Origin of the sequence: Enterococcus sp. DIV0712 (assembly GCF_050554855.1) — a bacterium.
Taxonomy (GTDB): domain Bacteria; phylum Bacillota; class Bacilli; order Lactobacillales; family Enterococcaceae; genus Enterococcus; species Enterococcus faecalis.
The window spans coordinates 288,724-314,217 of record NZ_CP187333.1; the positions used below are offsets into that span (position 1 = coordinate 288,724).

At 38.4% G+C, this 25,494-nt stretch carries 24 protein-coding genes and 2 other annotated features; of the genes, 17 read left to right on the forward strand and 7 right to left on the reverse strand.

What is annotated here, in order from left to right:
- Positions 1–28: 28 nt before the first annotated feature.
- Positions 29–208: a hypothetical protein gene (locus tag IGL42_RS01470; RefSeq protein ID WP_002386074.1), complete on the reverse strand. Its 180-nt coding sequence runs from the start codon at positions 206–208 to the stop codon at positions 29–31.
- Between the two features lie 185 nt (positions 209–393).
- Between IGL42_RS01470 and IGL42_RS01475 the strand changes: the two genes are divergently transcribed.
- Both IGL42_RS01475 and IGL42_RS01480 read left to right on the forward strand, forming a co-directional pair.
- Positions 394–1,761, forward strand: coding sequence for a PcsB-like coiled-coil domain-containing protein (locus IGL42_RS01475; RefSeq protein ID WP_002355258.1), 1,368 nt, complete (start codon positions 394–396; stop codon positions 1,759–1,761).
- Positions 1,762–1,878: 117 nt separating this feature from the next.
- Positions 1,879–2,108: a binding site (T-box leader), on the forward strand.
- Positions 2,109–2,168: 60 nt separating this feature from the next.
- On the forward strand, positions 2,169–3,296 hold the full coding sequence (locus IGL42_RS01480) for a 5-methyltetrahydropteroyltriglutamate--homocysteine S-methyltransferase (RefSeq protein WP_002355260.1): 1,128 nt from the start codon (positions 2,169–2,171) through the stop codon (positions 3,294–3,296).
- Between the two features lie 51 nt (positions 3,297–3,347).
- Here the strand turns inward: IGL42_RS01480 and IGL42_RS01485 are convergent, their stop codons facing one another.
- Both IGL42_RS01485 and IGL42_RS01490 read right to left on the reverse strand, forming a co-directional pair.
- Complete coding sequence (locus IGL42_RS01485) at positions 3,348–4,532, reverse strand: AI-2E family transporter (RefSeq protein ID WP_002355262.1); 1,185 nt, start codon at positions 4,530–4,532, stop codon at positions 3,348–3,350.
- Between the two features lie 15 nt (positions 4,533–4,547).
- Positions 4,548–5,063 (reverse strand): HdeD family acid-resistance protein, encoded by a 516-nt coding sequence (locus IGL42_RS01490; protein WP_002381189.1) that lies wholly within the window; start codon positions 5,061–5,063, stop codon positions 4,548–4,550.
- Positions 5,064–5,255: 192 nt separating this feature from the next.
- Here IGL42_RS01490 and IGL42_RS01495 point away from each other — a divergent pair, with 192 nt between their 5' ends.
- From IGL42_RS01495 to IGL42_RS01520, 6 genes are all read left to right on the forward strand, one after another.
- Positions 5,256–5,942: a DUF969 domain-containing protein gene (locus tag IGL42_RS01495; protein WP_002355265.1), complete on the forward strand. Its 687-nt coding sequence runs from the start codon at positions 5,256–5,258 to the stop codon at positions 5,940–5,942.
- A complete protein-coding gene (locus tag IGL42_RS01500) occupies positions 5,939–6,883 on the forward strand; it encodes a DUF979 domain-containing protein (RefSeq protein WP_002355267.1) in 945 nt (314 codons plus the stop codon). The genes IGL42_RS01495 and IGL42_RS01500 overlap by 4 nt, the downstream gene beginning before the upstream one ends.
- Positions 6,884–6,898: 15 nt before the next feature.
- Positions 6,899–7,540 (forward strand): pyroglutamyl-peptidase I, encoded by a 642-nt coding sequence (gene pcp, locus IGL42_RS01505; RefSeq protein WP_010710827.1) that lies wholly within the window; start codon positions 6,899–6,901, stop codon positions 7,538–7,540.
- Positions 7,541–7,932: 392 nt separating this feature from the next.
- Positions 7,933–8,108, forward strand: a binding site (T-box leader).
- Between the two features lie 89 nt (positions 8,109–8,197).
- Positions 8,198–9,643: a Na+/H+ antiporter NhaC gene (gene nhaC, locus IGL42_RS01510; RefSeq protein WP_002383673.1), complete on the forward strand. Its 1,446-nt coding sequence runs from the start codon at positions 8,198–8,200 to the stop codon at positions 9,641–9,643.
- Between the two features lie 151 nt (positions 9,644–9,794).
- On the forward strand, positions 9,795–10,229 hold the full coding sequence (locus IGL42_RS01515) for a MarR family winged helix-turn-helix transcriptional regulator (protein ID WP_002362972.1): 435 nt from the start codon (positions 9,795–9,797) through the stop codon (positions 10,227–10,229).
- 4 nt (positions 10,230–10,233) lie between these two features.
- Positions 10,234–10,869 carry a nitroreductase family protein gene (locus IGL42_RS01520; RefSeq protein WP_002358386.1) on the forward strand — a complete coding sequence of 212 codons (636 nt, stop codon included), beginning with the start codon at positions 10,234–10,236 and terminating at the stop codon, positions 10,867–10,869.
- Between the two features lie 42 nt (positions 10,870–10,911).
- Here the strand turns inward: IGL42_RS01520 and IGL42_RS01525 are convergent, their stop codons facing one another.
- Positions 10,912–11,745, reverse strand: a complete 834-nt coding sequence (locus tag IGL42_RS01525) for a Cof-type HAD-IIB family hydrolase (protein ID WP_010710826.1) — start codon at positions 11,743–11,745, stop codon at positions 10,912–10,914.
- A 183-nt stretch (positions 11,746–11,928) separates the two neighbouring features.
- Here IGL42_RS01525 and IGL42_RS01530 point away from each other — a divergent pair, with 183 nt between their 5' ends.
- From IGL42_RS01530 to IGL42_RS01540, 3 genes are read left to right on the forward strand one after another with little or no spacing between them, the layout of a single operon-like run.
- Positions 11,929–13,671 carry a PTS transporter subunit EIIC gene (locus IGL42_RS01530; protein WP_010710825.1) on the forward strand — a complete coding sequence of 581 codons (1,743 nt, stop codon included), beginning with the start codon at positions 11,929–11,931 and terminating at the stop codon, positions 13,669–13,671.
- Positions 13,662–15,695, forward strand: coding sequence for a BglG family transcription antiterminator (locus IGL42_RS01535; protein WP_002361171.1), 2,034 nt, complete (start codon positions 13,662–13,664; stop codon positions 15,693–15,695). Before IGL42_RS01530 ends, IGL42_RS01535 begins: the two co-directional genes overlap by 10 nt.
- A gap of 10 nt (positions 15,696–15,705) precedes the next feature.
- Positions 15,706–16,140, forward strand: a complete 435-nt coding sequence (locus IGL42_RS01540; protein ID WP_002358391.1) for a PTS sugar transporter subunit IIA — start codon at positions 15,706–15,708, stop codon at positions 16,138–16,140.
- Positions 16,141–16,410: 270 nt separating this feature from the next.
- On the opposite strand, the gene IGL42_RS01545 is transcribed toward IGL42_RS01540, so the two are convergent.
- The gene (locus tag IGL42_RS01545) at positions 16,411–16,506 is read right to left on the reverse strand and encodes a type I toxin-antitoxin system Fst family toxin (RefSeq protein ID WP_015543884.1); all 96 of its coding nucleotides are present in this window, start codon (positions 16,504–16,506) and stop codon (positions 16,411–16,413) included.
- A 245-nt stretch (positions 16,507–16,751) separates the two neighbouring features.
- On the opposite strand from IGL42_RS01545, the gene IGL42_RS01550 reads away from it, so the two are divergent.
- The 3 genes from IGL42_RS01550 to IGL42_RS01560 are packed head-to-tail and all read left to right on the forward strand — an operon-like array spanning position 16,752 to position 20,145.
- The gene (locus IGL42_RS01550; protein ID WP_010710824.1) at positions 16,752–18,524 is read left to right on the forward strand and encodes a PTS mannitol-specific transporter subunit IIBC; all 1,773 of its coding nucleotides are present in this window, start codon (positions 16,752–16,754) and stop codon (positions 18,522–18,524) included.
- Between the two features lie 14 nt (positions 18,525–18,538).
- Entirely contained in the window at positions 18,539–18,976 is a 438-nt protein-coding gene (locus tag IGL42_RS01555; protein WP_002355279.1) for a PTS sugar transporter subunit IIA, read from the forward strand.
- A 14-nt stretch (positions 18,977–18,990) separates the two neighbouring features.
- Positions 18,991–20,145: a mannitol-1-phosphate 5-dehydrogenase gene (locus tag IGL42_RS01560; protein WP_002355280.1), complete on the forward strand. Its 1,155-nt coding sequence runs from the start codon at positions 18,991–18,993 to the stop codon at positions 20,143–20,145.
- 67 nt (positions 20,146–20,212) lie between these two features.
- Here IGL42_RS01560 and IGL42_RS01565 read toward each other — a convergent pair whose 3' ends face one another.
- Positions 20,213–21,328 (reverse strand): NAD(P)/FAD-dependent oxidoreductase, encoded by a 1,116-nt coding sequence (locus tag IGL42_RS01565; RefSeq protein ID WP_010710823.1) that lies wholly within the window; start codon positions 21,326–21,328, stop codon positions 20,213–20,215.
- Between the two features lie 78 nt (positions 21,329–21,406).
- Positions 21,407–22,045, reverse strand: coding sequence for an NAD(P)H-binding protein (locus IGL42_RS01570; RefSeq protein ID WP_002358396.1), 639 nt, complete (start codon positions 22,043–22,045; stop codon positions 21,407–21,409).
- Between the two features lie 319 nt (positions 22,046–22,364).
- Here IGL42_RS01570 and IGL42_RS01575 point away from each other — a divergent pair, with 319 nt between their 5' ends.
- From IGL42_RS01575 to IGL42_RS01585, 3 genes are read left to right on the forward strand one after another with little or no spacing between them, the layout of a single operon-like run.
- Positions 22,365–23,543: an efflux RND transporter periplasmic adaptor subunit gene (locus tag IGL42_RS01575; protein ID WP_002361175.1), complete on the forward strand. Its 1,179-nt coding sequence runs from the start codon at positions 22,365–22,367 to the stop codon at positions 23,541–23,543.
- A 9-nt stretch (positions 23,544–23,552) separates the two neighbouring features.
- Positions 23,553–24,263, forward strand: coding sequence for an ABC transporter ATP-binding protein (locus tag IGL42_RS01580; RefSeq protein WP_002397014.1), 711 nt, complete (start codon positions 23,553–23,555; stop codon positions 24,261–24,263).
- Positions 24,260–25,489: an ABC transporter permease gene (locus IGL42_RS01585; RefSeq protein ID WP_002355288.1), complete on the forward strand. Its 1,230-nt coding sequence runs from the start codon at positions 24,260–24,262 to the stop codon at positions 25,487–25,489. Before IGL42_RS01580 ends, IGL42_RS01585 begins: the two co-directional genes overlap by 4 nt.
- Positions 25,490–25,494: the final 5 nt, after the last annotated feature.

Below are 25,494 nucleotides of genomic sequence, written 5' to 3' on the forward strand. Positions count from 1 at the left end.
TCAACGAAGCGGCCTTTTTCTTGATTCGTTACCAAAATATAACGAATTTTGTAACAAAAACGTTTAATAAAAAGAAGGAAAAATGATTAATTTTACGAAAAAAAGCATATATCGACAAAAAAGAAGCAAAATTTGAATAAAAAAAGAAAAAATATGAAAAAAAATCGAAGAATTGTTTAACAATTGAAAACACGTGAAAACCAGTCATGACAAGGTGTAAAAGCCTTACAAAAGGTAAGTTTACCTATTATGGAGAAAGAAGGAGTGATCTGAAATGTTTTTGTAACATTTCTATTGCTTAATTGAAATATGGGTGTGGTAGAATGTTTTTGTCGTAAGAAAAGATTAAGATATTTTAAATAAACTTTAGAAATTAATTCGGAGGAATGACAAGTGAAGAAACGTCTATTTGCATCAGTATTACTATGTTCATTAACGCTATCAGCAATTGCTACCCCAAGCATCGCTTTGGCGGACAATGTTGATAAAAAAATTGAAGAAAAAAATCAAGAAATTTCATCATTAAAAGCAAAACAAGGGGATTTAGCTTCACAAGTATCTTCTTTAGAAGCAGAAGTATCTTCAGTATTTGATGAAAGCATGGCTTTACGTGAACAAAAGCAAACACTAAAAGCAAAATCAGAACAATTACAACAAGAAATTACAAACTTGAATCAACGTATTGAAAAACGTAACGAAGCAATCAAAAATCAAGCACGTGATGTTCAAGTTAATGGACAAAGCACAACAATGCTAGATGCAGTTTTAGATGCGGACTCAGTTGCAGATGCAATCAGCCGTGTTCAAGCTGTTTCAACAATCGTAAGTGCCAACAACGACTTAATGCAACAACAAAAAGAAGATAAACAAGCCGTTGTTGATAAAAAAGCTGAAAACGAGAAAAAAATGAAACAACTTGAAGCAACAGAAGCTGAATTAGAAACAAAACGTCAAGATTTACTTTCTAAACAATCTGAATTAAACGTAATGAAAGCTTCATTAGCATTAGAACAATCATCAGCTGAAAGTTCTAAAGCTGGCTTAGAAAAACAAAAAGCAGCTGCTGAAGCAGAGCAAGCACGCTTAGCTGCTGAACAAAAAGCTGCAGCTGAAAAAGCTAAACAAGCTGCTGCAAAACCAGTTCAAGCTAAAGCTGAAGTAAAAGCAGAAGCACCAGTTGCCTCTTCTTCAACAACAGAAGCGCAAGCACCAGCAAGCTCAAGCTCAGCAACTGAATCAAGCACGCAACAAACAACTGAAACAACTACACCAAGTACAGATAATAGTGCAACAGAAAATACTGGCTCTTCTTCATCAGAACAACCAGTACAACCTACAACACCAAGTGATAATGGAAATAATGGTGGCCAAACTGGTGGTGGAACAGTTACACCACCAACACCAGAACCAGAGCAACCAACACCAGCGCCTTCTGCTGATCCAACAATCAATGCATTGAACGTTCTACGTCAATCATTAGGTTTACGTCCAGTAGTATGGGATGCAGGCTTAGCAGCTTCTGCAACTGCTCGTGCAGCACAAGTTGAAGCAGGTGGTATTCCAAATGATCACTGGTCTCGTGGAGATGAAGTTATCGCAATTATGTGGGCGCCAGGTAACTCAGTAATCATGGCGTGGTACAACGAAACAAACATGGTAACAGCTTCAGGAAGCGGTCACCGTGATTGGGAAATTAACCCAGGTATTACGCGTGTCGGTTTTGGTTACTCAGGTAGCACAATCGTAGGACACTCAGCCTAATCAGCAATGATAAAAATAGACGTAAGCAGCTTCTGAAAAGAAGCTGCTTTTTTCATTACTATTTCATCCATCTCCGTTGACAAATTTGCTAAACGTGGTATTCTAATTATAATCTAATAATTTCCGTTGAATAGGAAAGTAAATACAAGACAGTTGGTAGAGAGACTTTGGTTGGTGAAAAAAGTTAGATGTCTGTATCGAAAAATGGCCTAGGAGGAATTTTTGTCGAAACGTAGGCAAAAACGTAATGTCTTTCGTTAACAAGACCGCTGATTATGATTGTCAGTTGAAGGGAAAGAGTCATCTTTCCGAAAAAAGGTGGTACCGCGATAATAATCGCCCTTTTACTAGTTACGGCTAGTAAAAGGGCGTTTTTTTATAAATAAAAATAGGAAAGAGTGAGGCAAATGAGTAGTCAGATTCCTTTTACAGTTGATCATGTGGGAAGTTTTTTACGTCCAGAAACAATTAAGAAAGCACGGAAAAAGGTCCAAGCAGGTGCGTTATCTCAAGCAGAGCTACGTCTTATTGAAGATGAGGAAATCAAAGCATTAGTAGCAAAACAAAAAGCTGGCGGTTTACGGGGAATCACAGATGGTGAATTTCGTCGCGGTTTTTGGCATATTGATTTCTTAGAAGGATTAAATGGTGTGACAGGCTATATCCCAGAAACGGGGTATAACCAAACCTTTCATGGAAAAGCAGCTCCAGCCTATAATATCCGCGTAGTGGATAAAATATCTTTTCCTGCGCAACATCCATTTTTAGAGGACTTTTCATTTTTAAAAGAGGTGGTGGAAGTTGGTGATGGCACGGTAGCCAAAGCAACGATCCCTAGTCCGACCATGATTTTACGTCAAGAAATTTTATCCAACGACGGCACCTCGCGCATTCAAACAATTTATCCAGAGATTGGTGATTTTTATAAGGATTTAGCACAAACATATAAAGATGCAATTGCGGCCTTTTACGAGAGAGGTTGCCGTTATTTGCAATTTGATGATACAAATTGGGCGTTTCTAGCGGATCAGACAAAACAAGAAGAATTACGAGCAAAAGGAATACAGCCAGAAGAAATTGCACAAGTGTGTACCACGATTATTAATGAAGCCTTAGCTGGTAAGCCAGAAGATTTAACTGTAACCACGCACATTTGCCGTGGGAACCATGCTTCGTCTTGGTTATTTTCAGGTGGTTATGAACCGATAGCAAAAGAATTATTTGCTACGAATTATGATGGTTTCTTCTTGGAATATGACTCAGATCGTGCAGGGGACTTTTCACCATTAAGACATTGGCAAAATAATGGCAGCAAAGTCGTTTTAGGTTTAGTTACTTCTAAGTTTCCTGAATTAGAAGAGACTGAACAAGTGAAAGCACGAATTGAAGAAGCCCAACAGTTTGTTCCTTTAGAAAACTTAAGTATTAGTCCGCAATGCGGTTTTGCTTCAACGGAAGAAGGAAATCGTTTGACGGAGAAAGAACAATGGCGCAAAGTTCAATTACTTCAAGAAATTGCTAGAGAAGTATGGTAAAAAAACTGGGACATAAGTCTAAACGGCTTATGTCCCAGTTTTTTCATTGTATTATTTTAAATATTGATCTTTAGTAAAATTCGTGTGTTCATACTCGCCGTTGTCACCATAAAAGCGGTTATAGCGTTGTTTGAATTTGCGGAATAAATAAATGACTGTCACTTTAACTAGGCAATACATTGGAATCCCAAAAATAACGCCCATTAAACCAAACAGTTCACCCATAACTAACAAGACAAGTAAAATAGTAATCGGATGGACTTTTAATTTATCGCCCATCACACGAGGAATAACAAAATCACCATGAATCAATTGGATGGCAAACCAGACGATAACGAATTTTACTACCATAAATGTGGAATCCTGAAAGGCAATAATCAATCCTGGAATAAAGGCAATAAATGGCCCGATATAAGGAATAATACATAAAATACCCGCAGCTAAAGCTAAAATGCTACCAAATTGTAAACCAATTAATAGAAAAGCTGGCCAATACATAATCCCTAAAACCAACGAAGCAATGACTTGACCTTTTAGATAATCGCCAATTTGAATGTTGGCAATTTGGCTATATTCATCAAAATCAGGACGAAAAGCTGGGGGAATGATGCCTTTTACAAAGCGATAAAACTTTTCTTTGTCTTTTAAAAGGAAAAAGGCGATGATAGGTCCTGTAAACAAGGTTAGGAAAGTAGAAGAGACTGCAGAAAAGACGCTTCCCAGACCTTGTGCGCCTGTTTGTAGGTAATCCCCTGCAAAGTCTTTAAAGGAGTTTGCAAGTTTGCCCCAGAGCTGATTAATCGACTCATTAGCAGATTCTAAATCTTTTGCAAAAGGTGTTTTAGCCATAAATTCTTGTACTGTTTGGAGCGTGCTTTTCCAAAAACTTGGGAATTGTTTGATTAATTCTTCCGTTTGGTCTTGGATAATTGGGAAAAGTTGCAGTCCAGCTAACACTAGTAATGCAATAATTAAGACATAGAGAATCGCAATCGCCCAAACACGGGGAATTTTTTTCTCAAGGCGTTTCACCATTGGATTAAGCAAATAAAATAGAATAATACCAAAAAGTACCGGGCCTAAGACGGCACTAAAAATAACAAAAATTGGTTTAAAGATAAATGAAACAGTGTTGAATAAAAAGATAGTTACAGCAATTAGACAAAGGATAGTTAATGTGTAAAGTAAATTTTTCCCACCTAAAAAGCGGATCCACTTGGTACTTTCTTTATCCATAAGTTGCTCCTTTCGTTAAGCTTTATTTCTAAAATGACCAATAATTTCAATGACACCCATGAAAATCAGGATAAATCCAAAGACTTGCATCAAAACTAAGAGACTTTTGAAGGGATTAAAAACTAAAACGGCTCCAGCGATTAAAACCAGAATACTGTAGATAAGCGCGCCTGTTTGACGAGTATTTAAAGCAAAAGTCAATTGAACGAGGCCGTTTATAACAATGCTAATCCCTAATAAAAATGGCAGAATCGAAACAATCACCGGTGCAAAAAATAAAAAGGCTACTGCTAAGACGACAAAGATTAAACCTGTTACGAAACCAAGCCCCCAGCTACCCGTTTGTTTTTTTATTTTGTAGTCATCATAAATATTAATTAACCCTAAAAGCATCAAATAACCAGCAATTAAATAACCGACGAACTGGAAGAAAGCACCGGGATTAAAGACAATGGCACTTCCGATAACGATAAAGACGGCGTCGCGCAATAGGGTATGGCGCCGAAAATTTTCTCTAAAAGTTTGGAACATAAAAATCCTCCTCAATGTTATTGTTTCTTTTATTCTAGCGGAAAAAAGAAAAAAGTGCGAGTGGTAGCTCTAAAAAGTGTTGGAAACTGTGTCTTTAGAAAAAATAACATTAAAAATTAAAAAAGTCTTACAAATGAGCGAAAATTGGCATATAATGGAAAGTGAAATTTTATTTTAAGAAGGAGAGATTTGATGGATTTATTACCTTTATTAGGCGTATTGATCGTCATTGTCGGCTTCGCATTGAAATTTGATGCTATCTTGATTGTGATGGTTGCTTTAATAGTGACGGCTTTTACTGGCGGGCTTGGTTTGACATCGATGCTAGAAACACTAGGAACAACCTTTGTGAATAATCGAGGAATGGCTATCTTTATTATTATTATGTTAGCAACAGGAACGTTAGAAAGAAATGGCTTGAAAGAGTCAGCAGCTACGTTGATTAAACGATTCAAAAAGGTATCTGCTGGTGTGATTATTGACATTTATGGTGTCTTTCGGATTATCTTCGCCGCTTTTAACGTAAGTTTCGGTGGGGTAGCAGGTTTTGTGCGTCCGATTATTTTGCCAATGGCGTTAGGAACAATTGAATCAAAAAATTTACCAATGGTGCCAGAGTATGAAGAAGAACTAAAAGGGATGGCTTCAGCCATGGAAAATATCTGTTGGTTCTTTGGTCAAGTTCTGTTTGTTGGTGGGGCTGGGGCATTGCTTGTTCAATCAACATTGAAAGATTTAGGCTATGAAGTGACATTAGGTAAACTGGCTTTAGTGGAAGTACCAGTCGCCTTAGTTGCCTTAATTTCGGCAAGTATTTACTTTACTTTAAAAGAAAAAAGATTACGTAAAAAATATTATGGACAGGAGGGACTGAAATGAGTTTTTTCACAGATCCAAGTATTGATTTGAGTGCAAAGTTATTGGAAGTCCTTTATATTTTTATGGGGATTATCTTGTTATATACAAGTTTTCGTAGTTTTCGTGATAAAACCAATCAACATGCGTATGGGACTAGTTTATTCTGGGGAATCTTAGGGATCTTAATCGGTTTTGGTCGGTTTATCCCACCAGTTGCCTGTGGCGTACTTATTTTTGTGATGACAATTCCGGCAATTCTTCAAAAAGTGACAAAAGGAGAAAGTCGCTTACCTTCGAAAGAATACATGGAAAAAATGTCTCAAAAATTAGGAATGAAGATTTTTATTCCCGCACTAAGTATCGGGGTTTTTGCAATTCTTTTTGCCACATTGACTACTTTAGGAGCTTTAGTCGGTGTCGGTGTTGGTGTCTTTGTAGCGATTTTCATCATGATGTTCTTTTCTAAAAATAATACGCCGAAAGTATTTTTTGATGATGCGGCGGAAATGTTAGAAACAGTCGGTCCTCTTAGTACGTTGCCAATGCTATTAGCTTGTTTAGGTGCTGTTTTTACTAGCGCTGGTGTTGGTGAGATTATTTCAAAAGGGGTTAGTGCCGTAGTACCAGCAGGAAATGTCAATGTAGGGATTATTATTTATGCTGTGGGAATGGTTATTTTTACGGCTATCATGGGCAATGCCTTTGCAGCAATAACCGTGATGACAGTCGGAATTGGCGTGCCGTTTGTTTTTTCTTTAGGTGCAGATCCCGCATTAGTTGGGATGGTTGCCTTAACATGTGGTTTTTGTGGTACACTGTTAACACCGATGGCTGCGAACTTTAATATCGTACCTGTAGCCATGTTGGAAATGAAAGATAAGTACGGCGTCATTAAAAATCAATTGCCGATTGCACTTTTCATGTTAATTTTCCAAATTGTTTATATGATTCTATTCAAATAAGAAAGGATGATCGAAATGAAAGTTGTCGTTACTGGCTTTGATCCATTTGGAGGAGAAGCAATCAATCCTGCCTTTGAAGCAGTCAAAAAATTACCTGCTGAAATTGCAGGAGCTGAAATTATTAAAGTTGAGGTGCCAACTGTTTTTGGCACTAGTGGTGAAAAAGTGGCTGAAGCAATTGTAACCCATCAACCAGATATGGTGATTTGTGTTGGACAAGCAGGCGGCCGTCAAACAGTCACTGTTGAAAAAGTGGCGATTAATTTAGCGGAAGCGCGTATCCCGGATAATGCAGGACAACAACCAAGCGATGTGCCGTTGGTTGAAGATGGAGCAACAGCCTATTTTACAAATTTACCGATTAAAGCGATGGTAAAAAATTGTCATGACCATCAATTACCTGCAGCGATTTCTTATACAGCAGGAACCTTTGTATGTAATGATATTATGTATCACTTACTACACTTAATTAACACTAAATATCCAACTATTCGTGGCGGATTTATTCATGTTCCGTTCCTACCAGAACAAACAATTGATAAACCAACGTTTGCTTCTATGTCATTAGAAGCAATCACAGATTCTTTGTTCTATATGATTGAAGCAGCAGTAAAAACGCAAGAAGATATTCAACTACAAGGTGGCACAACCCATTAATTAACAGGAGCGTGGAACAAAAATCACTTTGGATTTTTGTTCCACGCTCAAAAACTGATAAACGGCGGGAACAGAAGCAACACTACGCGTTGCTCCGATCTCAACAACTTCTAAGAGCTAAAGCTCTAAGAGTTGAAGGTCCTTCGGAAATAAGCCGAAATTGTTGAGAATCACGAAGAACGTAGTGATTCGATGATGAACAATACCTACTTGGTCTCCAAAAATTAAAGAACAATTTTCGGAAATTCCTTCTTATTTCTCGGAGTTAAACGCTGCTGTCCCGACCTCTTTCTATTTTTACAAAAAGAAAAAGTAATTTTTGTTGGCGTGTGAAAAAATTTTTTATACTATTTTCGTTGACAAGTCGGTTTCTTCTTGGTATATTGAGATTCATAAATTATTAGCCCAGTAGGAAATAGATGTTTTGTTCAGAAAGTCGATGGTTGCTGCGAATCGATCAAGTCTATTTGTGAATTACACTAATAAGTAGTAACAATTACATAATACATAAGCGAGAAGCAAGTAAGCTTCTAATTAAGGTGGTACCGCGGAGAGATTCGTCCTTATTCTTTAAGGATGAATCTCTCTTTTTATGTAGCTTTAGGAGGCGTTTTCAATGAGTTGTGGAGGGGTTATTCGTTATCATAAGATCCTTTAATGTCAGAGTATTCAGAAAAAAGATTAGAGGAGAGTAACGAAATGAAAGAAAAACAGAAAAAGAAGACCGTGAGTGTTCGAGAAGCAAGTATCGTATTATTAATTATTGTGGCAGCTATTGCAACAGGAGTAATTGGCTTAAAGATATCGCCAAATATTACTATTTTGTTTGTGATTGCATTGATTTTAGGCTACGCAATGTTTCGTAAAGTACCATTTGATCAAATGCATAAAGGGATTGTTGATGGCTTGAAGCCAGGAATTATTCCAATTTTTATTTTCATTTTAGTGGGGGCATTGATTGCCGTTTGGATTCAAGCTGGAATTATTCCAACGATTATGGTTTTTGGTTTTAAAATGATTAGTGTTAAATGGTTTGTGCCGTCAGTTTTTATTGTCTGTGCGATTGTCGGCAGTGCAGTAGGTAGTGCTTTTACAGTGATGTCAACAATTGGAATTGCCTTTTTCGGTATTGGCAGTACCTTAGGGTTAAATCCTGCTTTAGTTGTGGGGGCGATTGTTTCTGGTTCAGTTTTTGGTGATAAAATGTCACCTTTATCAGAATCAACAAACTTAGCCGCAGCGATTGTTGAAGCGGATTTGTTTAAACATATAAAAAACTTGATGTGGTCGACTGTACCAGCATTTATCGTCTCTTTAATCTTGTTTATGATTTTAGGACAAACGTACGCGAATACTAGTCTGACAGAAGTAGTTCAAGTTATTCAAGTATTGGAAGACCACTTTACCATTTCAATTTGGTCATTGTTACCATTAGCCTTAATGTTAATCTGTGCCTGGCGCAAAATTCCAGCGATTATCACGATTTTGTTGAACATTATTGTGGCAGTAATTATGATTATTATTCAAAATCCGAAAGTATCGTTGCAGGCATTAGGAAACACGTTGGAAAATGGGTTTGTTTCTCAAACGGGGAACGCACAAATTGATCAATTATTAAGTCGTGGCGGGATTATGAGTATGATGCCGACTGTGGCACTTATTATTCTAACGTTGTCTCTAGGTGGCTTATTAATGGAATTAGGATTGATTTCTGCGGTCATGGAAGTTGTTTCGCAGAAAATGAGCAGTACACCGAAATTGATTTTATCAACGTTATTAACAGGAATTGGCGTAAATATTTTTATTGGTGAACAATTCCTATCGGTTATTTTACCAGGGAATGCCTTTAAAGAAGTTTACAAAAAAGAAGGTTTGGATCCGACTGTTTTAGGCAGAACCTTGGAGGATGGTGGGACGGTTATTAACTACCTCATTCCTTGGGGGATTGCAGGTAGCTTCGTAGCGGGGACCTTTGGCGTACCAACGTTGACTTACTTACCATTTGTTTTCTTTAGCTTATTATCGCCTGTCTTCTCAATGGTCAGTGCATTTACTGGTTTAGGAATTAAGCGGTTATCAGCAGAACCTGTTACCGAAAAATAGATTGATTAAAATAGAACAGTTGATGGGGAATGCTGTAGTTTCTCCCTGTCAATTGTTCTATTTTTCTTGTAAAAAAGGTTGCATTTTTAGAAAGAAACAGTTATAGTTGACTAGTCAATTGTTGACGAGTCATCTTTTTAAGGAGGAAACTATGTCGTTATCATTACGGGAAGTCAGCCAATTATTATGTCAGTTAAAGGTATTAGATCAAAAAATTACCAAAGTTTTTGAAGAGCAAGTTGGCTTGAGTTTGACTCGTTATGAGTTGCTGATGATTTTAAAAGAACGTCAGCCGTGTCTTCAAACGGAGATTCAAGAACACTTAAAAATCGATAGTGGTGCGGTCACTCGCCATTTGAAAATTTTAGAAGAGAAACAGTATGTGACACGACAGCGAAATCCAGAAAATAATCGGGAAGTGCTAGTGCATTTAACAGAAAAAGCACAACAAGAACTACAGCAATGTACAGCCAAGCAACAAACGGTAACAGAAATTATTCCCAGTACATTTACAAAGGACGACTGTCGCCAGTTAAAAGAACTTTTGACAAAACTAGATCAAAGCATTACAACGAAAGAGGTATGATAGAATGACAACATATACAACGAATGATTTTTCAGAGATTGTTTTTGGCCGCAAATCGGTTCGGGTGTACGATGAAACCCATAAAATTTCTCATGAAGAAATGTTAACAATGATTCAAGAAGCGACCACTGCCCCTTCTTCTGTTAACATGCAGCCATGGCGTTTTGTCGTAGTGGAAAGTGAAGCAGGCAAAGAAAAATTAAAACCCTTAATTCGCTTTAATACGCGTCAAAATGAAACATCTTCTGCAATGCTCTTAATTTTTGGTGATCTAAACTGCCATGAGCGAGGAGAGGAAATTTACAATCAAGCCTATGCTAGTGGTAAAATGCCTAAGGAAGTGCGGGACCAACAATTAGCAGCCATTATTCCCCATTATGAAAGTTTAAGTAGAGAACAAATGAATGACATCGTAAAAATTGATGCGAGTTTAGCAGCTATGCAATTTATGTTAGTGGCCCGAGCTCACGGATATGAAACAAATCCAATCGGTGGTTTTGAAGCGGAAAAATTAGCCGAAACATTTGGTTTAGATCAAGAGCGCTATGTCCCAGTAATGATTTTATCTGTGGGTAAGGGCATGGAAACTGGTTATGAATCTGTTCGTTTAGCACCAGAAAAAATCACGACATTTGAATAGGCAATAAAAAATGACGGCGTACGCTTGCATCAACCAACGATCTTAAAGAAAGTTGGCTAATGCAACAGCGATGCCGTCATTGTCGTTGGATAAAGTGACTTCCGTTGCGATGCTTTTAAGCTCGTCAACGGCGTTTTCCATAGCAATTCCCGTGCCGGCCCATTCCAACATTGTATAATCGTTGTGACCATCACCAAAAGCAATTACTTCTTCAGCAGTTATGCCTAACTGTAGGGTTAGTTTTTCTAAAGAACGCGCTTTATCAATATTTTTAGCGGTAAATTCAAAATAGAAAGGAGCGGAAAAAGCAGCGGTGACGGTTTCTTTGAAAGGCGCGTAGATGGCCTCATGATATTTTTGTAAATAGGCGGGTTCACCAGCAATTAAAATTTTGTTCAAGGGAAAGTTTAGTCTGGCGGCTAAATCATGCCACTCACATAATTGAAAGTTGCCGCCCCGTGATTCATATTCAATAATATTAAAATCACCAGGCTCTAAATGTAAGGTGTTATGAAAAACATCATTGACATACATAAATGTTTCATCATTAATCATTGGAATTACGTCAAATTGTTTCAAATGTTCTAAAATTTGTTGACTCAATGATTTTGAAATTGTCTGGTTAAATAGTTGTTGCTGACTGCCGTGATGGGTGACACAAGCGCCGTTATAGGAAAGTAAGTGTCCATTATAATGAGCCATCTCCAATTCATCTGCTAAGGGCCGCATACCGTTAGTCGGGCGGCCAGAAGCCAAAATCAGTGAGAGGCCTTGTTTTTGTGCAGCTACTAGTGCTTGTCGCGTTTTTGGTGAAATCTTTTTTTCTGAAGTTAACAAGGTACCATCAATATCCATTACAATTGCTTTGATTGCCATAATTGGCCTCCAATCCGAAGAGTTTCTTTCTTTTAGTATAAAAGTTTTTTCTATTAATGTAAACGGATTCTCTTGTGAGGTGTATAAAAGAATTATTTTACAAAAATCTATACTATTTTTTTGTGAAATTTCATATAATAGAAGTATTCTAATTATCTACATAGAGAGCGAGGGACAAGGAATATGAAGGAAAAAGAAATGCATTCGCTCTTTTTTAAACATAAGTTTGTGAAAGTAACTCCCTATTTACGTCGTTTTGGTCATCGTTTGAGTGGGATGATTATGCCAAATTTGAGTATTTTTATTGCGTGGAGCTTATTGTCTTTGGTGGCTGGCTATACGACAGGGAATCTACGGCTAGCTCTTTCTGAAGTCGAAACGATAATGATTCGAGTTGTTTTACCGATTTTAATTGGTTTTACAGGCGGAAAAATGTTCGAGGAACAACGTGGCGGCGTTGTTGCTGCTATTGCGACAGTGGGCGTGATTGTTTCCACAGATGTTCCACAGTTGTTTGGTGCTATGTTTATTGGCCCTTTAGCAGGATATACTTTCGCCAAAATTGAACAAATTCTCTTACCGAAAGTTAAAGAAGGCTATGAGATGCTGACTAAAAACTTTTTAGCAGGAATTGTGGGAGGACTGCTGTGCTGTTTTGGTATTCTGGTTGTAGCTCCGGCTGTTGAAAGCGCTAGTTTTTGGCTGTATCAATTTTCTTCTTGGTTAATTGAAGCCAATCTTTTACCATTGGTTCACGTTTTCTTAGAGCCCTTAAAAGTGTTATTTTTTAATAATGCGATTAACCATGGCTTATTAACGCCTCTAGGTTTAGAAGGTGCTAGTCAAACAGGTCAGTCCATTTTATTTCTATTGGAAACAAACCCTGGACCAGGCGTGGGCGTTTTGGTTGCTTTTCTGCTGTTTGGGTCTGTAGGACAACGAAAAACAGCAGGAGGTGCCACCATGATTCAACTGATTGGGGGCATTCATGAAATTTATTTTCCGTTTGTTTTGATGGACCCGCGCTTATTTTTAGCAGTAATTGCTGGAGGAATGAGTGGTACGCTTGTTTTTCAAATATTTAATGTGGGGCTAAGTGCTCCAGCTTCGCCAGGTTCATTGGTTGCGATTTTAGCCAATGCCCCGACTGATGCGAGGCTGGCGGTTTTTAGTGGAATTTTTGTTAGCTTTCTGTGCTCTTTTGCAATAGCAAGCTTGTTATTAAAACGTCAACGAGGAATTGAACCAGTTTCAATGATAAAGATGAAGGAGGAAGACCAAGTGGAAACAGTCACACCTAACTATCAGCAAATTTTATTTGTTTGTGATGCAGGAATGGGCTCAAGTGCCATGGGGGCTAGTTTACTAAGCCGACAATTAAAAGCTGTGGACTTGGAGATGCCTGTGACTTACCAGTCCGTTCATCAGATGAAGTGGCAGCCAAAGACATTAGTGGTAATTCAAGCAGAATTGAAACAGTTAGCACAAAAGTACGTCCCAGAAAAGGATATGGTGAGTGTTCAAAATTTTTTAGAAATTAAATCCTATTACCCGCAAGTTTTAGCCAAACTGACTGCTTCTTCTCAAGAGCAATCTTCACTTGGTTCAGAGTCTACTGGAACGAACCCGACCAAACAAATACAGAAGCTTGTTTTTTTATATGCCGAGAATGTTCGAGGATCGCAAACAATGGGAATGGAATTATTGCGGCAACAAGCGGCGAAACAAGGAGTCGCGATTGAAGTATCTAAAGAGCCACTGGAAACAGTCTTTTTTACCAAGGAGACAACCTACGTAGTGACTCGTGAACTGGCGCAAGCCTATCATTTAGATCTAACGCAACAAAATTTATACGTAGTTACTAGTTTTTTGAATAAGAAAGAGTATCAAGAATGGCTGGAAGGAGGAGCTGATAGATGTTTTTAACGACAAGAGAAACTGTTCTATTAACGGAATTAGTGAATAGTCCTACCCCCGTTTCAGTAAACCGCATGATGAATTTGTTAAAGGTTAGCCGCCGGACGGTATATCGTGAATTAGAAAATTTAGAAACCTCGCTAGCATCGATGGGCGCGACGTTGGAAAAAGTAGCTCGTGGGCGCTTTTCGATTCAAGCAGATGAAGCAGCGATGACGGAAATTCAGGCTGCTATTTTAGGAGAAGAGACACAGGAACTTTCTACTTTGGCGCGGCAACATGCGATTTTATTGACATTACTTCAAACAAAAGAGCCAGTCTCTATGCATTATTTTCTGGAAACGTATTGTATTAGTAATACGACTTTTTATGCCGATATTAAACAATTAGAAACACGGATTGCTCGGATTCCGTTGACGATTTCTCGGAATCAAGGTTATGAAGTGACTGGTTCTGAAAAATATCGCCGTCTTCTAATGGCGAATATTCTAAGTATGGAAATTAATGAGTACCAATTTTTTCATTTTACCGAATTAACAACAAACGACCATTTTTTCTTTCAGTTTATTCATGCAGAACATTTAGCATTTGCACAAAAAATTGTTCAGCCAGAAGTAGAAACTTTATTTCCAGCATTAAGTGATCGCAAATTACAACATTTGATTTTAATGTTAACAATTGCGATGGATCGGGTCACTGCAGGTTTTTATTTAGCTGATGAGACCTATACTGGGCAGATGAATAAGGCCTTTCTAAATTGTTCTAAACGACTTTTTTCAAAAGTCGCTGCTGAAACGAAACAACTATACGCTGTCAGTGAGATTGTTTTTTTTGCTAGCTTATTAAGTGATTTTTCTAATTCTTTTGATGAAGATTTTTTTGATGAACATTTTGACACTCAGCTGGCTTATGAAGTGAAACAACTGATTGAAGCAGTAAGTCAAGAAACGGAAGTTAATTTTTTCGAAGATACCAATTTGTATAAAATGTTGTTGACGCATTTATCAGGTGTTTTTTCTCGGGCGGTTTTACAAGAAGAAGATTTAACGAATCCCATTTTAGAACGGATTATGAATCAATATCAAGAAATAGCTGCGGCTTTACGCCAAGCGTTGCCGCAAATTTTTCCGCAAAAGAATCTATCGGAAGAGGAAATTGCCTACATGGTGCTTCATTTTGCTAATTCTTTAGAACGGAGTCCCAAAATTATGGAAGTTGATATTGCTGGTTTTTCTCCTAGCGGTTTGGCTTCGACAAGTATGCTAGAAATGCGATTACGGCGCTACTTTCCTTTTATCAACCAGATTCATTTTTTTCGGATTGCGGATTTAGGTAAGGTGAATGTTGAGGAAAACTATGACTTAGTGATTTCCACTTCGTTATTACCAGGATACAATGGTAAATATAAATTGATCTCACCGTTACTTTTAGACGATGAAATCCGCCAATTGAAAGAAGAGTTTAAGCGGATTAGTCACGAAAAACGCTCGCTTAGGAAAGCGCCTGTGAAAAAAATAGGTGGCGAAGAAAGCTACGAAACAGTGGTCGCTTTCATGGAAGAAATTAGTAAACTATTAGAAACATTTTTCATAGCAGATTTAAATAATCAAGCGGATTTAGCAGAAACCGTTCAACAAGCTCTCGCGCAACTTTCCGCAGATTTAATCACCGATAGTGCAATCGTCTGTCAGCAATTGATGAAACGTTACGAGCAAGCGCCTATTGGGATTCCTCAGACGGAAATGGCCTTATTCCATACCTCAAGTACAGCAGTGACACAGCCTGTTTTTTGTATTTTTAATCTGGCCCAGCCACTTATGATTGAAGGGATGGATAAAAAGCCGATGCAGTTACAACGTATGTTACTCATGCTAGCGCCGATGCCGATTGATGAAACAATCGGGAAAATTTTAGGAAAAATCAGTGGTGCGATTATTATGAATGATTTAAATACAGAAATTTTTCATTCAGGAAATGAAGCCATTGTTTATCAGTTGCTTTCGTCATTATTAATTGAAGAAATGAAAGGCTAGGTGTTGAGAGATGTTTGAAATTACAGCGGAGCAAATAATGTTGAATCAATCGTATGCTAGTTGGGAGGAAGCACTTGCAGCTTCTGGTGAATTACTGCTAAAAAATCAGTTGGTCACGCCTGACTATGTCAAAGCAATGTATCAACGTCAACAAAAAGTCAGTGTGTATATCGGTAACTTCGTGGCATTGCCTCATGCGGAAGGACAAGATGAACAAGTTTTAAAAGAAGGGATTTGCTTTATTCAAGTGCCTGATGGGGTCAACTTTGGTACGGAAGCAGATCGAAAAATAGCTACTTTGTTATTTGTCGTTGCTCTAAAAAGTCAACGGCAACTAAGCATGCTTCAAGAATTAGCTTTTTTCTGTTCAGATCTCGAAAACATTCAGCGGCTCAGTGATTGTCGAACAATAGATGAAGCGCAAAAAATTCTGGCTCAAGCCTAAAGTTACGTCTGAAAAAAATTGGTAGTAAAAAATCAATTCATTCTGAAATGTTCAATAATTATTGAAATAATTTTATAATAAAAATTAAAATATTTTTATTTAAGAGATTAAACAAAAAAGATAAGAAGATTCCTTGACAAAAAATAGGCCCTATGATAAATTTAAGGTAACTTGTGACAAAGTCGTGCATGGATGCACTAAAAAGACACCCTATCAGTAGTAGGGTGTCTTTTTTTGCTGTTTAGACAGCAGCGGCTGGAAGCAACTTGTTTATTCCTCGTTCTGTTTTTCCAACCAAATGGTTACAAGTTTCAGGACAATCCCGACAAAAATCGGCACAAGAATTTTTGTGACAATCTCGTACATGTGATGCACCTCCTTTCGAGGCAAGTCGCCAATTTGAGTATAGCATAAAAAGTTGTTCATTTATTATTGAAATTATTATAAATGGAATAAGTACGTGTTTTCTGGTTTTCGTAACTAGAGAACACGTGCTTTTTTCTTTCAACTTTTGGCACAATGGTTTGTGCCAAAGTACGACTTTTTCCAGATTTGGAAAGCGGATACAATTTAGTCAACAAGAAAAGTTACTTGAGAGAAGGGGAATAAAAATGGAACAAGTACCAGAAAAAAATAAAGTATCAATTAAAGCAAAAGTCCAAAGAATTGGCAGTACCTTATCTAGCATGGTGATGCCCAATATCGGGGCGTTGATTGCGTGGGGCGTTTTGACAGCGCTATTTATCCCAGATGGATATCTGCCAAATAAAGCCTTTGCCACGATGGTTGGCCCAATGTTGACCTATTTAATTCCATTATTAATTGGCTACACTGGTGGGAAAGTAATAGCAGGTGATCGCGGTGCCGTAGTTGGCGCAATTGCGACAATGGGCGTGATTGTGGGAACCGATATTCCGATGATGCTAGGTGCCATGATTATGGGTCCACTTGGTGGCTTTACAATTAAGAAATTTGATCAGTATTTCCAACATCGGATTAAAGCTGGTTTTGAAATGTTAGTAAACAATTTTTCAGCTGGATTAATTGGTTTTGCGTTAGCTTTACTTGGTTTTTCAGCGATTGGCCCAATTGTCGATGCGCTGACTGCTGCAATGGCACGTGGTGTGGAAATCATTTTAAATGCTCATTTGATTCCATTAACGAGTATTTTTATTGAACCGGCAAAAGTGCTCTTTTTAAACAATGCGATTAATCATGGCATTTTAACACCCTTAGGGACAGAACAAGTCTTATCGGCTGGCAAATCAATTCTTTTCCTATTAGAAGCAAACCCTGGTCCTGGGTTAGGTGTCTTATTAGCATTTATGTTTTTTGGAAAAGGTGCGGCAAAATCTTCTGCGCCGGGAGCAATAATTATTCATTTCCTTGGTGGTATCCACGAAATTTACTTCCCATATGTAATGATGAAACCGTTATTATTCTTATCGGTTATTGCAGGTGGCGCGACAGGTAGTTTGGTTTTCCAAACGTTAGATGCTGGTTTACGTGCGCCCGCTTCCCCAGGCTCCATTATAGCTATTTTAGCGATGACACCAATGGGTTCTTACTTACCAGTTATTTTAGGTGTTTTGGCAGCAACTGCTGTTTCCTTTGCAGTATCCGCAGTCATTTTAAAAGCAGATGCGAAAGAAGAAAGTGATGAATTTGCCCAAAAAGTGAAAGAAACCCAAGCTGCTAAAGCAGCATCAAAAGGATTAACTGTCGCAAATGGTAGTGCTTCATTATCAGGAATTCAACAAATTATTTTTGCTTGTGATGCTGGGATGGGCTCTAGTGCAATGGGGGCGTCTATCTTACGGAAAAAGGTCCAAGAGGCTGGTTTAGTACAAACTGTGACGAATCGGGCCATTAATAATTTGACCGATGAGGGAAATACATTGATTGTCACACAAGCGGAATTGCAAGAACGGGCCAAACAGAAAGCACCTAATGCAACCTTTGTAGCAGTTGAAAACTTCTTGAACTCACCACGTTATGATGAAATTGTGGCTGAACTATCAGGTACCAAAGAAAAAAATGACGCACAACCAACAGCCTCCAAAGCAACACCTGCTTCTGAAATTGAGGGAGATTTAGCAAATGTCAATGAGATTCTTTTGGTTCACGATGATCGTGTCGGGTCAGCAACGATGGGAATGAAAGTCTTAGAAGAAATTTTAGATAAAGAGAAAATTTCAATGCCGATTCGAAAAATTAATATTAATGAATTAACTCAACAAACACAGGCTTTAATTGTCACAAAAGCTGAACTAACGGAACAAGCCCGTAAAAAAGCCCCGAAAGCGACACACTTATCAGTAAAAAGTATGGTTAATCCCCAAAAATATGAAACAGTGGTTTCGCTCTTAAAAGAAAGTGCCTAGAGAGGAAGAAAACAATGGAAAATCTTACGAATATTTCAATTGAATTAAATCAACAGTTTAATACAAAAGAAGAAGCTATTCGCTTTTGCGGCGAAAAACTAGTCGAGGCAGGCTGTGTTGAGCCCGCTTATATCGAAGCAATGATTGAAAGAGACCAATTGCTATCTGTTTATATGGGGAATTTTATTGCCATTCCTCATGGAACAGAAGAAGCCAAAAAATTAGTGAAAAAATCAGGAATCTGTGTAGTGCAAGTCCCAGAAGGCGTTAATTTTGGCACCGAAGAAGATGAAAAAATTGCTACCGTATTATTTGGGATTGCCGGAGTCGGTGAAGAACATTTGCAATTAGTCCAACAAATTGCACTTTATTGTAGTGATATGGATAACGTGGTGCAACTTGCCGATGCATTAAGTAAAGAAGAAATAACAGAAAATTTAGCCATTGCTTAAAGGAGAGAATAAGAATGAACGCAGTACATTTTGGAGCAGGAAATATTGGACGCGGCTTTATCGGCGAAATTTTAGCTAAAAACGGGTTTCATATTACGTTTGTGGATGTTAATGAAACCATCATTCAAGCGTTAAAAGAACGTAAAAGTTATACAATTGAATTGGCCGATGCCTCACATCAACAAATTAACGTTGAAAATGTGACCGGGTTAAATAACATGACAGAACCAGAAAAAGTAGTAGAAGCAATTGCGGAAGCCGATTTAGTCACGACGGCAATTGGTCCTAATATTTTACCAAGAATTGCTGAATTAATTGCTCAAGGAATTGATGCACGTGCCGAAGCAAATTGTCAAAAGCCGCTGGATATTATCGCTTGTGAAAATATGATTGGTGGTTCAACCTTTTTAGCAGAAGAAGTGGCCAAATATTTGAAAAACCCAGCTTATGCTGAACAATGGATTGGTTTTCCTGATGCGGCGGTTGATCGGATTGTTCCATTACAAAAACATGAAGACCCACTTTTTGTTCAAGTTGAGCCTTTTTGTGAATGGGTCATTGATGATACCAACCGAAAAGCCAAAGAGATTCAGTTAGAAGGCGTTCATTACGTTGCTGATTTAGAGCCGTATATTGAACGAAAATTATTTAGTGTAAACACTGGCCATGCTACAGTTGCCTATACAGGGGCGTTGTTAGGCTATCAAACCATTGACGAAGCGATGCAGGACGCCTTAGTAGTAGCACAACTCAAATCAGTTTTGCAGGAAACCGGTAAACTTTTAGTGGCCAAATGGAATTTTGATGAACAAGAACATGCAGCCTATATTGAAAAAATTATTCAACGTTTCCAAAATAAATATATTTCAGATGCTATTACACGTGTAGCACGGACACCAATCAGAAAATTAGGTGCGCAAGAACGGTTTATTCGACCAATCCGTGAATTACAGGAACGCAATCTAGTGTCGCCGCATTTATTAGCAATGATTGGTATTGTTTTTAATTATCATGATCCAGAAGATGAACAAAGCCGTCAATTACAGGAAATGCTTGACCAAGAAAGCGTTGATACAGTGATCGCTGAAGTAACGGGCATTGAAGATCCAGAAACGGTTAAAAATATTAAACAAAACGTAGAACGCTATGCGCGACCACAAGTAGCATAATAACAAAATCCTTCTACCAAGATACTTCACATTTCTTAATTAAAGGGAAAAAACAACCGCTCGCTGATTAAAGTGAGGGGTTGTTTTTAACATATTGACTAAGTGGTTTTTGATAAAGCTCTCCTTTGAAGACACCTGTATTGAAGTATTCAGCTAATTGGTAACCAATGAATGGGCCAGTAGTGAGTCCTGATGAACCAAGTCCGCTAGCAACCACAAGGTGGGGCATTTCTGGCAAAGGGCCAAAAAACGGAGCGAAATCGGATGTATAAGCACGTGTACCAACGCGGTAATGCATGGGTTGCTTAAAAAGCTGCTCTGCTTCTTTTAGAAATGGCGCAGTCCCAGAAGTTAGTTGTTTAAAAGCGCTAGCAGTCTCTTTTAAATCCCAGGCTTGTTCATTTTCGTGGGTGGCACCTAATAAAATTTTTCCTTGATTAAAAGGAATTAAATCGGCTTCGCCATCTAACATAGCAACAGGCCATTGCTGACTATTTGTAAAAGGGGTCTCGAAAACTAACAATTGTCCTTTTTGGGGACGAATGTCCACAGATAAATTTAAAGTAGCGAGTAATTCCTTTAAATGAGGACCAGGTGTTAAAGCGAGAAAATCAACGCTCTTTTTTTCTGAATTTGTGACAATTTCCCACCCTTGATTCAGTTGTCGAAAGTGCGCCCGTTGTGAACAAAAAGTGACCCCTTTAGCTTCGGCGCGTTTCTGAAGATGGTTTAGATAAGCTGGTCCATCTAGGCGACCGCCACCAGAAATAAAAAGTGAGGGAGTTTCCTTAAGTAGCGGTAAGAACTTCGCTGTTTGAACCGCTGACAACATCGTGATTTCTCCAATTTCAGGTGCAGTTTGCTTACGCTCTTCTGCCAAATGGGCTAAGTCTGCCAAAGCGGCTGCCGGGCGCAAAATGACTGTCCCTGATTGACGATAAATATCCTCCGTCAGCTGAAAATCTTTGACTAGCTTTGGAAATAGGGCAGCGCCCTCTCGCGCTAATTGGTACCATTTCTTATTCCGACGTTTGGATAGCCAAGGGGAAATAATCCCAGCGCTCGCTTTAGTCGCTTGGCCGAGCCCTTCATCATAAACGGTAATGTCAAATTTTTGTGGATCTAAATAATTAGCTAACGTCATTCCGATAATGCCGCCGCCAATAATGGCAATTTTTTTCATGCTTCTTCTCTCCTTCGAACAGTTGTATTGTAACACAAAAAAACCGCCTCTAGACAGAGACGATTGGGAGATAACTTGTTAACGGGTCCTTCTGTGTGTGTAAATAGAATTGCCGCCTTCTAAAACGTGAACAATTTCTTGTGCCATTTCTGCCACAGGCACAGGATCATAGCCAATAAATAAGTTCTTTAAAAAGGGGATTTTCTTAAAAAAATAAATACATTTACTAAAAAGTATGGTGCCGGTACGTTCTTGACCTACAAGTAAACTAGGATAAAAAATCACTGCTTCGGCGACTTCTTGGTGGATTAGTTCCTCCGCTGCCAATTTGGCATCCATATATTTTCTCAAAGGGAAAGGAACAGTATTGGCTGAAATAAATAAAAACTTAGCTGGCTTTTTTTGTTGTGCTAAAAAAGAGCTGATTTTTTTCACTGGCGTCAGAATTAGCCGTTGATAGGTTTTCTTTTTTCGTGGATTTTCAAATAAAATACCTACTGTATCAATGACCCAGTCAGCACGCTGGACTTGTTCTTGCCAATTCGTGTCACGAGTAACATCGGAGCATACCCACTGCACTTGGTGGCTCCAAGATGCGGAGAGCGTGGCAGGCTTTCCATGACGTGAAACACTGATGACTTGATGTTGGCGTTGGACTAAAATTTTTGCGATTTGTTGACCTAAAAAACCGCTACCGCCAAAAATAATGACTTTCATGGCAAGCCCTCACTTTCAATTGTTTCTTCTAGTGTACCTTAAATAAAAAAAGAAGCAAAAAATCTCGATTGCGCATAGTTTAGTTATAAATAACATAAAAATAACCTTTTTAGATTGTTGAAATACAAAGACCCAACAATGGTTATTTATTGTCGTGAAATAAATAAAAAAATGAACAAAAATGAAATAAATCAGACTAAAGGCCTAGAGAAATTCCCTTGTTTCTTGAATTCAAGCATGGTTAAATAGTTATAAGTGAACGACCGAGCAATTTAGTTTGTTGGGAAAATAGACAGAATGAGGAGATGAAACGAAGAAAATGAAGAAGAAAACGATAATTATATTGGGGGCAGTTGCGGTAATTGCGGTTGGGGGCATCGTAACTGTGAATGCGTTAAATAAAAATGCACAACAAGTAGCTGTCAAGCAAGCGCCTAAAGATGACTGGGGAATTGACTATTTTGACGTTCCCGACTTGCAACAAATTTATATTAACGGTGTCATCCAACCGGAACAAATGGAAGCCTTTGCGCGCGATCAAAAAATAACAAAGGATCCAGAGATTAAGGTGAAAAACGGCGATGTCGTAGATGCAGGCACAGAATTATTTACTTATGAAGATGAGGCGGTCACAAAAGAAATTGAGGCACAACAAAATAGCTTAGCCAAATTAGAAACGAAGCGGGCGAATATCTATAATAAGTGGAATCGGGCCATTGATAAATTTAATAAAACTAAAGAAGAAGACCGCACGATATCTGGTGATGATTTAAATGAACAATATCAAACAGAAGTCGATGCGGTAGATGAAGAGATTACCTTTACCAATGAAACCTTAGCGGATTTAGGAGCGAAGCAATATATTTCCACAAAGGCTAATTTCAAAGGTCGCGTATCAATTCCAGAAGTAAAAGATGCCAATTCACCGATTTTACGGTTAACTTCAGAAGATCTTTATTTAGCTGGGAAAGTGAATGAAAAGGACTTGACTAAAATTAGTGTTGGGCAAAAAGCTAAACTAACTTCTGTTTCCAACAATGTGGTTGTGGATGGCTCAATTTCTTATATCGATGATAATCCTCCTGAAGGCAACAGCGATGCCGCGAGTGGCAATCCAGAGGGCGGCACGACGATGTCTAGTTATAGCGTCAAAATTGCGTTGGCCAATTTAGACAAAGTCAAAAATGGTTACCATATGCAAGCAACCATTGATTTAGGCGATTTAGGGGCGATTGAGTTACCGAAAAAAGCGATTCAAAAAGAGGGTGAACAGGCCTACGTTTTAGTGAATGATTTTGGAACCATCATTCGTCGTGATGTCCAAGTCGGGCAAGAAAATGGCGACAAAATGGCGATTGAATCTGGCTTAGAATCAGCCGACCGAGTGGTTATTTCTTCAAAAAAACCAGTAAAAGTCGGTGATATTGTGGAATCAGATGCAGCGATTGCTTCTGATGAATCAGCAACCAACGAATCAATGACTGATGCGTCGAAATAGGAGGGCTTGATGGTGGAAGCAAACAATACAAATCAACCCCTCATTGAATTGCGGGGCATTAACAAGTTCTATCCAGTAGGTAAGGAAAAACTACATGTTTTAAAAGAATTGAACTTGACTATCCATCAAGGAGAGTTCATTTTAATCATGGGGAAGTCCGGTAGCGGTAAGACAACGCTGATGAACATTATTGGTTTCTTGGATCGCTTAACAGACGGAAGTTATCATTTCTCAGGAACAGATGTTTCAAAATTGTCTGAAAATAAAAAATCAGCCTTTCGCAATGAATATCTAGGGTTTATTTTTCAACAATTTTTCTTGATTAATTCCTTAAATGTTAGTCAAAATGTTCAATTGCCCTGTGTTTATGAAGGGAAAAAAAGCCGCGCTGAGAAAAAAGCGATTGCTGAAAAATACCTAAAAATTGTCGGTTTGGAAACAAAAGCCAAATCAAAAGTTACTGAACTTTCTGGAGGACAGCAACAAAGAGTAGCCATTGCTCGTTCCTTGGTGAATGATCCATTATTGATTATGGCTGATGAACCGACTGGGGCATTGGATAGTGAAACGGGTACAGAAATCATGGAATTATTGAAAGAATTGAATGAACAGGGCAAAACAATTGTCATGGTGACACATGATGAAGATATGAAAAAATATGCCTCACGAGTGATTCATATGAAAGATGGTCGCTTTTTGGAAGAAGAGGTGATTAGATGATTGCTAATTTATTTGTTAGTACTTTTTTAAGCTTAAAGGCGCATAAGTTGCGGGTATTTTTAACGATGGTCGGGATTATTATTGGGATTACATCAGTCGTAACGATTTCTGCGCTAGGTGAAGGGATGAAGCGTCAAGTTGTGAAGGCATCCAGTGCAGTGAACGCGGATGTTTTGAAGATTCATTATACAATGTCGGATGGTAGCAGTGACAATTTTATGTCCTATGAAGAGCCAGATTATACGTTTAGCCGAGTGGACTTGAAAAAATTACAAGACATTCAAGGAATTGAAAGTATTTATCCTCAATATGGTGAATCAATGATGGGGGGCGGAGACAATTTGTTTGTACCAATGGATTATTTTGGGGCACAAGCGAATTTATCCATTACGTCGACTAAAGGGCAGAATGATATTTTATATGGTCGTGATTTTCAACCGAGCGATGCAAATACAGATGCGATTGTCTTAAATCATGATATCTTTGAAGCGCAAATTCGGCTTGATGATCCTAGCCAACTCATTGGAAAAGCTGTTTCAATTGGTGGTTATATGTACAAGGTGATTGGTATTTTAGCACCAAAAGATTTAGATAGTTTGGGTATGAACGATGATTGGGCAACTGCTATGAGCAGTTTTGTTTCTCGAGAATCATACAATAAATTAGCAAAAACAAAAGCAATTAGTGGCATCAATATTAAGGTTCGTGAGGGAGCGGACCGTGAAGCAATTTTAGGACAGGCAATCACCATTTTAAGTGAAAATCATCCTGAAGTGAAAGGAACGTTTAAAGAAAACGACCAAGACCAACAACTCCAACAACAAATGGAAGAAATGGTCACGGGTATGACAATGTTTCTGATGGCAATTACTGCAATCTCCCTATTAGTCGGGGGAATTGGCGTCATGAACATCATGTATGTGTCTGTTACGGAACGGAAACGAGAAATCGGGATTCGCCGGGCCATTGGTGCTAAACCACGAGTCATTTTATTCCAATTTTTAATGGAAGCAGCGTTTATCACATTGATTGGTGGTTTGATTGGTGTCGGCTGCGGCTACTTATTGGCAACTGTGGTCGGTGGGTATATTTCGATTACGCCAATTATTACGCCGTCCATCTTTGCCATTTCAACATTGGTTTCGGTCTTCACAGGTATCTTTTTCGGGATTATTCCAGCAATTGGTGCTTCGAGGATGGATCCGATTAAAGCGATTTATAATTAAAAAGA

Bases quoted from the DNA above. Each gene is read 5' to 3' on its own strand.
- IGL42_RS01470 (WP_002386074.1), bottom strand. From the start codon at position 208: ATGACTGGTTTTCACGTGTTTTCAATTGTTAAACAATTCTTCGATTTT.
- IGL42_RS01480 (WP_002355260.1), top strand. From the start codon at position 2,169: ATGAGTAGTCAGATTCCTTTTACAGTTGATCATGTGGGAAGTTTTTTA.
- IGL42_RS01485 (WP_002355262.1), bottom strand. From the start codon at position 4,532: ATGGATAAAGAAAGTACCAAGTGGATCCGCTTTTTAGGTGGGAAAAAT.
- IGL42_RS01490 (WP_002381189.1), bottom strand. From the start codon at position 5,063: ATGTTCCAAACTTTTAGAGAAAATTTTCGGCGCCATACCCTATTGCGC.
- IGL42_RS01495 (WP_002355265.1), top strand. From the start codon at position 5,256: ATGGATTTATTACCTTTATTAGGCGTATTGATCGTCATTGTCGGCTTC.
- IGL42_RS01500 (WP_002355267.1), top strand. From the start codon at position 5,939: ATGAGTTTTTTCACAGATCCAAGTATTGATTTGAGTGCAAAGTTATTG.
- pcp (WP_010710827.1), top strand. From the start codon at position 6,899: ATGAAAGTTGTCGTTACTGGCTTTGATCCATTTGGAGGAGAAGCAATC.
- nhaC (WP_002383673.1), top strand. From the start codon at position 8,198: ATGTCAGAGTATTCAGAAAAAAGATTAGAGGAGAGTAACGAAATGAAA.
- IGL42_RS01515 (WP_002362972.1), top strand. From the start codon at position 9,795: ATGTCGTTATCATTACGGGAAGTCAGCCAATTATTATGTCAGTTAAAG.
- IGL42_RS01520 (WP_002358386.1), top strand. From the start codon at position 10,234: ATGACAACATATACAACGAATGATTTTTCAGAGATTGTTTTTGGCCGC.
- IGL42_RS01525 (WP_010710826.1), bottom strand. From the start codon at position 11,745: ATGGCAATCAAAGCAATTGTAATGGATATTGATGGTACCTTGTTAACT.
- IGL42_RS01530 (WP_010710825.1), top strand. From the start codon at position 11,929: ATGAAGGAAAAAGAAATGCATTCGCTCTTTTTTAAACATAAGTTTGTG.
- IGL42_RS01535 (WP_002361171.1), top strand. From the start codon at position 13,662: ATGTTTTTAACGACAAGAGAAACTGTTCTATTAACGGAATTAGTGAAT.
- IGL42_RS01540 (WP_002358391.1), top strand. From the start codon at position 15,706: ATGTTTGAAATTACAGCGGAGCAAATAATGTTGAATCAATCGTATGCT.
- IGL42_RS01545 (WP_015543884.1), bottom strand. From the start codon at position 16,506: ATGTACGAGATTGTCACAAAAATTCTTGTGCCGATTTTTGTCGGGATT.
- IGL42_RS01550 (WP_010710824.1), top strand. From the start codon at position 16,752: ATGGAACAAGTACCAGAAAAAAATAAAGTATCAATTAAAGCAAAAGTC.
- IGL42_RS01555 (WP_002355279.1), top strand. From the start codon at position 18,539: ATGGAAAATCTTACGAATATTTCAATTGAATTAAATCAACAGTTTAAT.
- IGL42_RS01560 (WP_002355280.1), top strand. From the start codon at position 18,991: ATGAACGCAGTACATTTTGGAGCAGGAAATATTGGACGCGGCTTTATC.
- IGL42_RS01565 (WP_010710823.1), bottom strand. From the start codon at position 21,328: ATGAAAAAAATTGCCATTATTGGCGGCGGCATTATCGGAATGACGTTA.
- IGL42_RS01570 (WP_002358396.1), bottom strand. From the start codon at position 22,045: ATGAAAGTCATTATTTTTGGCGGTAGCGGTTTTTTAGGTCAACAAATC.
- IGL42_RS01575 (WP_002361175.1), top strand. From the start codon at position 22,365: ATGAAGAAGAAAACGATAATTATATTGGGGGCAGTTGCGGTAATTGCG.
- IGL42_RS01580 (WP_002397014.1), top strand. From the start codon at position 23,553: ATGGTGGAAGCAAACAATACAAATCAACCCCTCATTGAATTGCGGGGC.
- IGL42_RS01585 (WP_002355288.1), top strand. From the start codon at position 24,260: ATGATTGCTAATTTATTTGTTAGTACTTTTTTAAGCTTAAAGGCGCAT.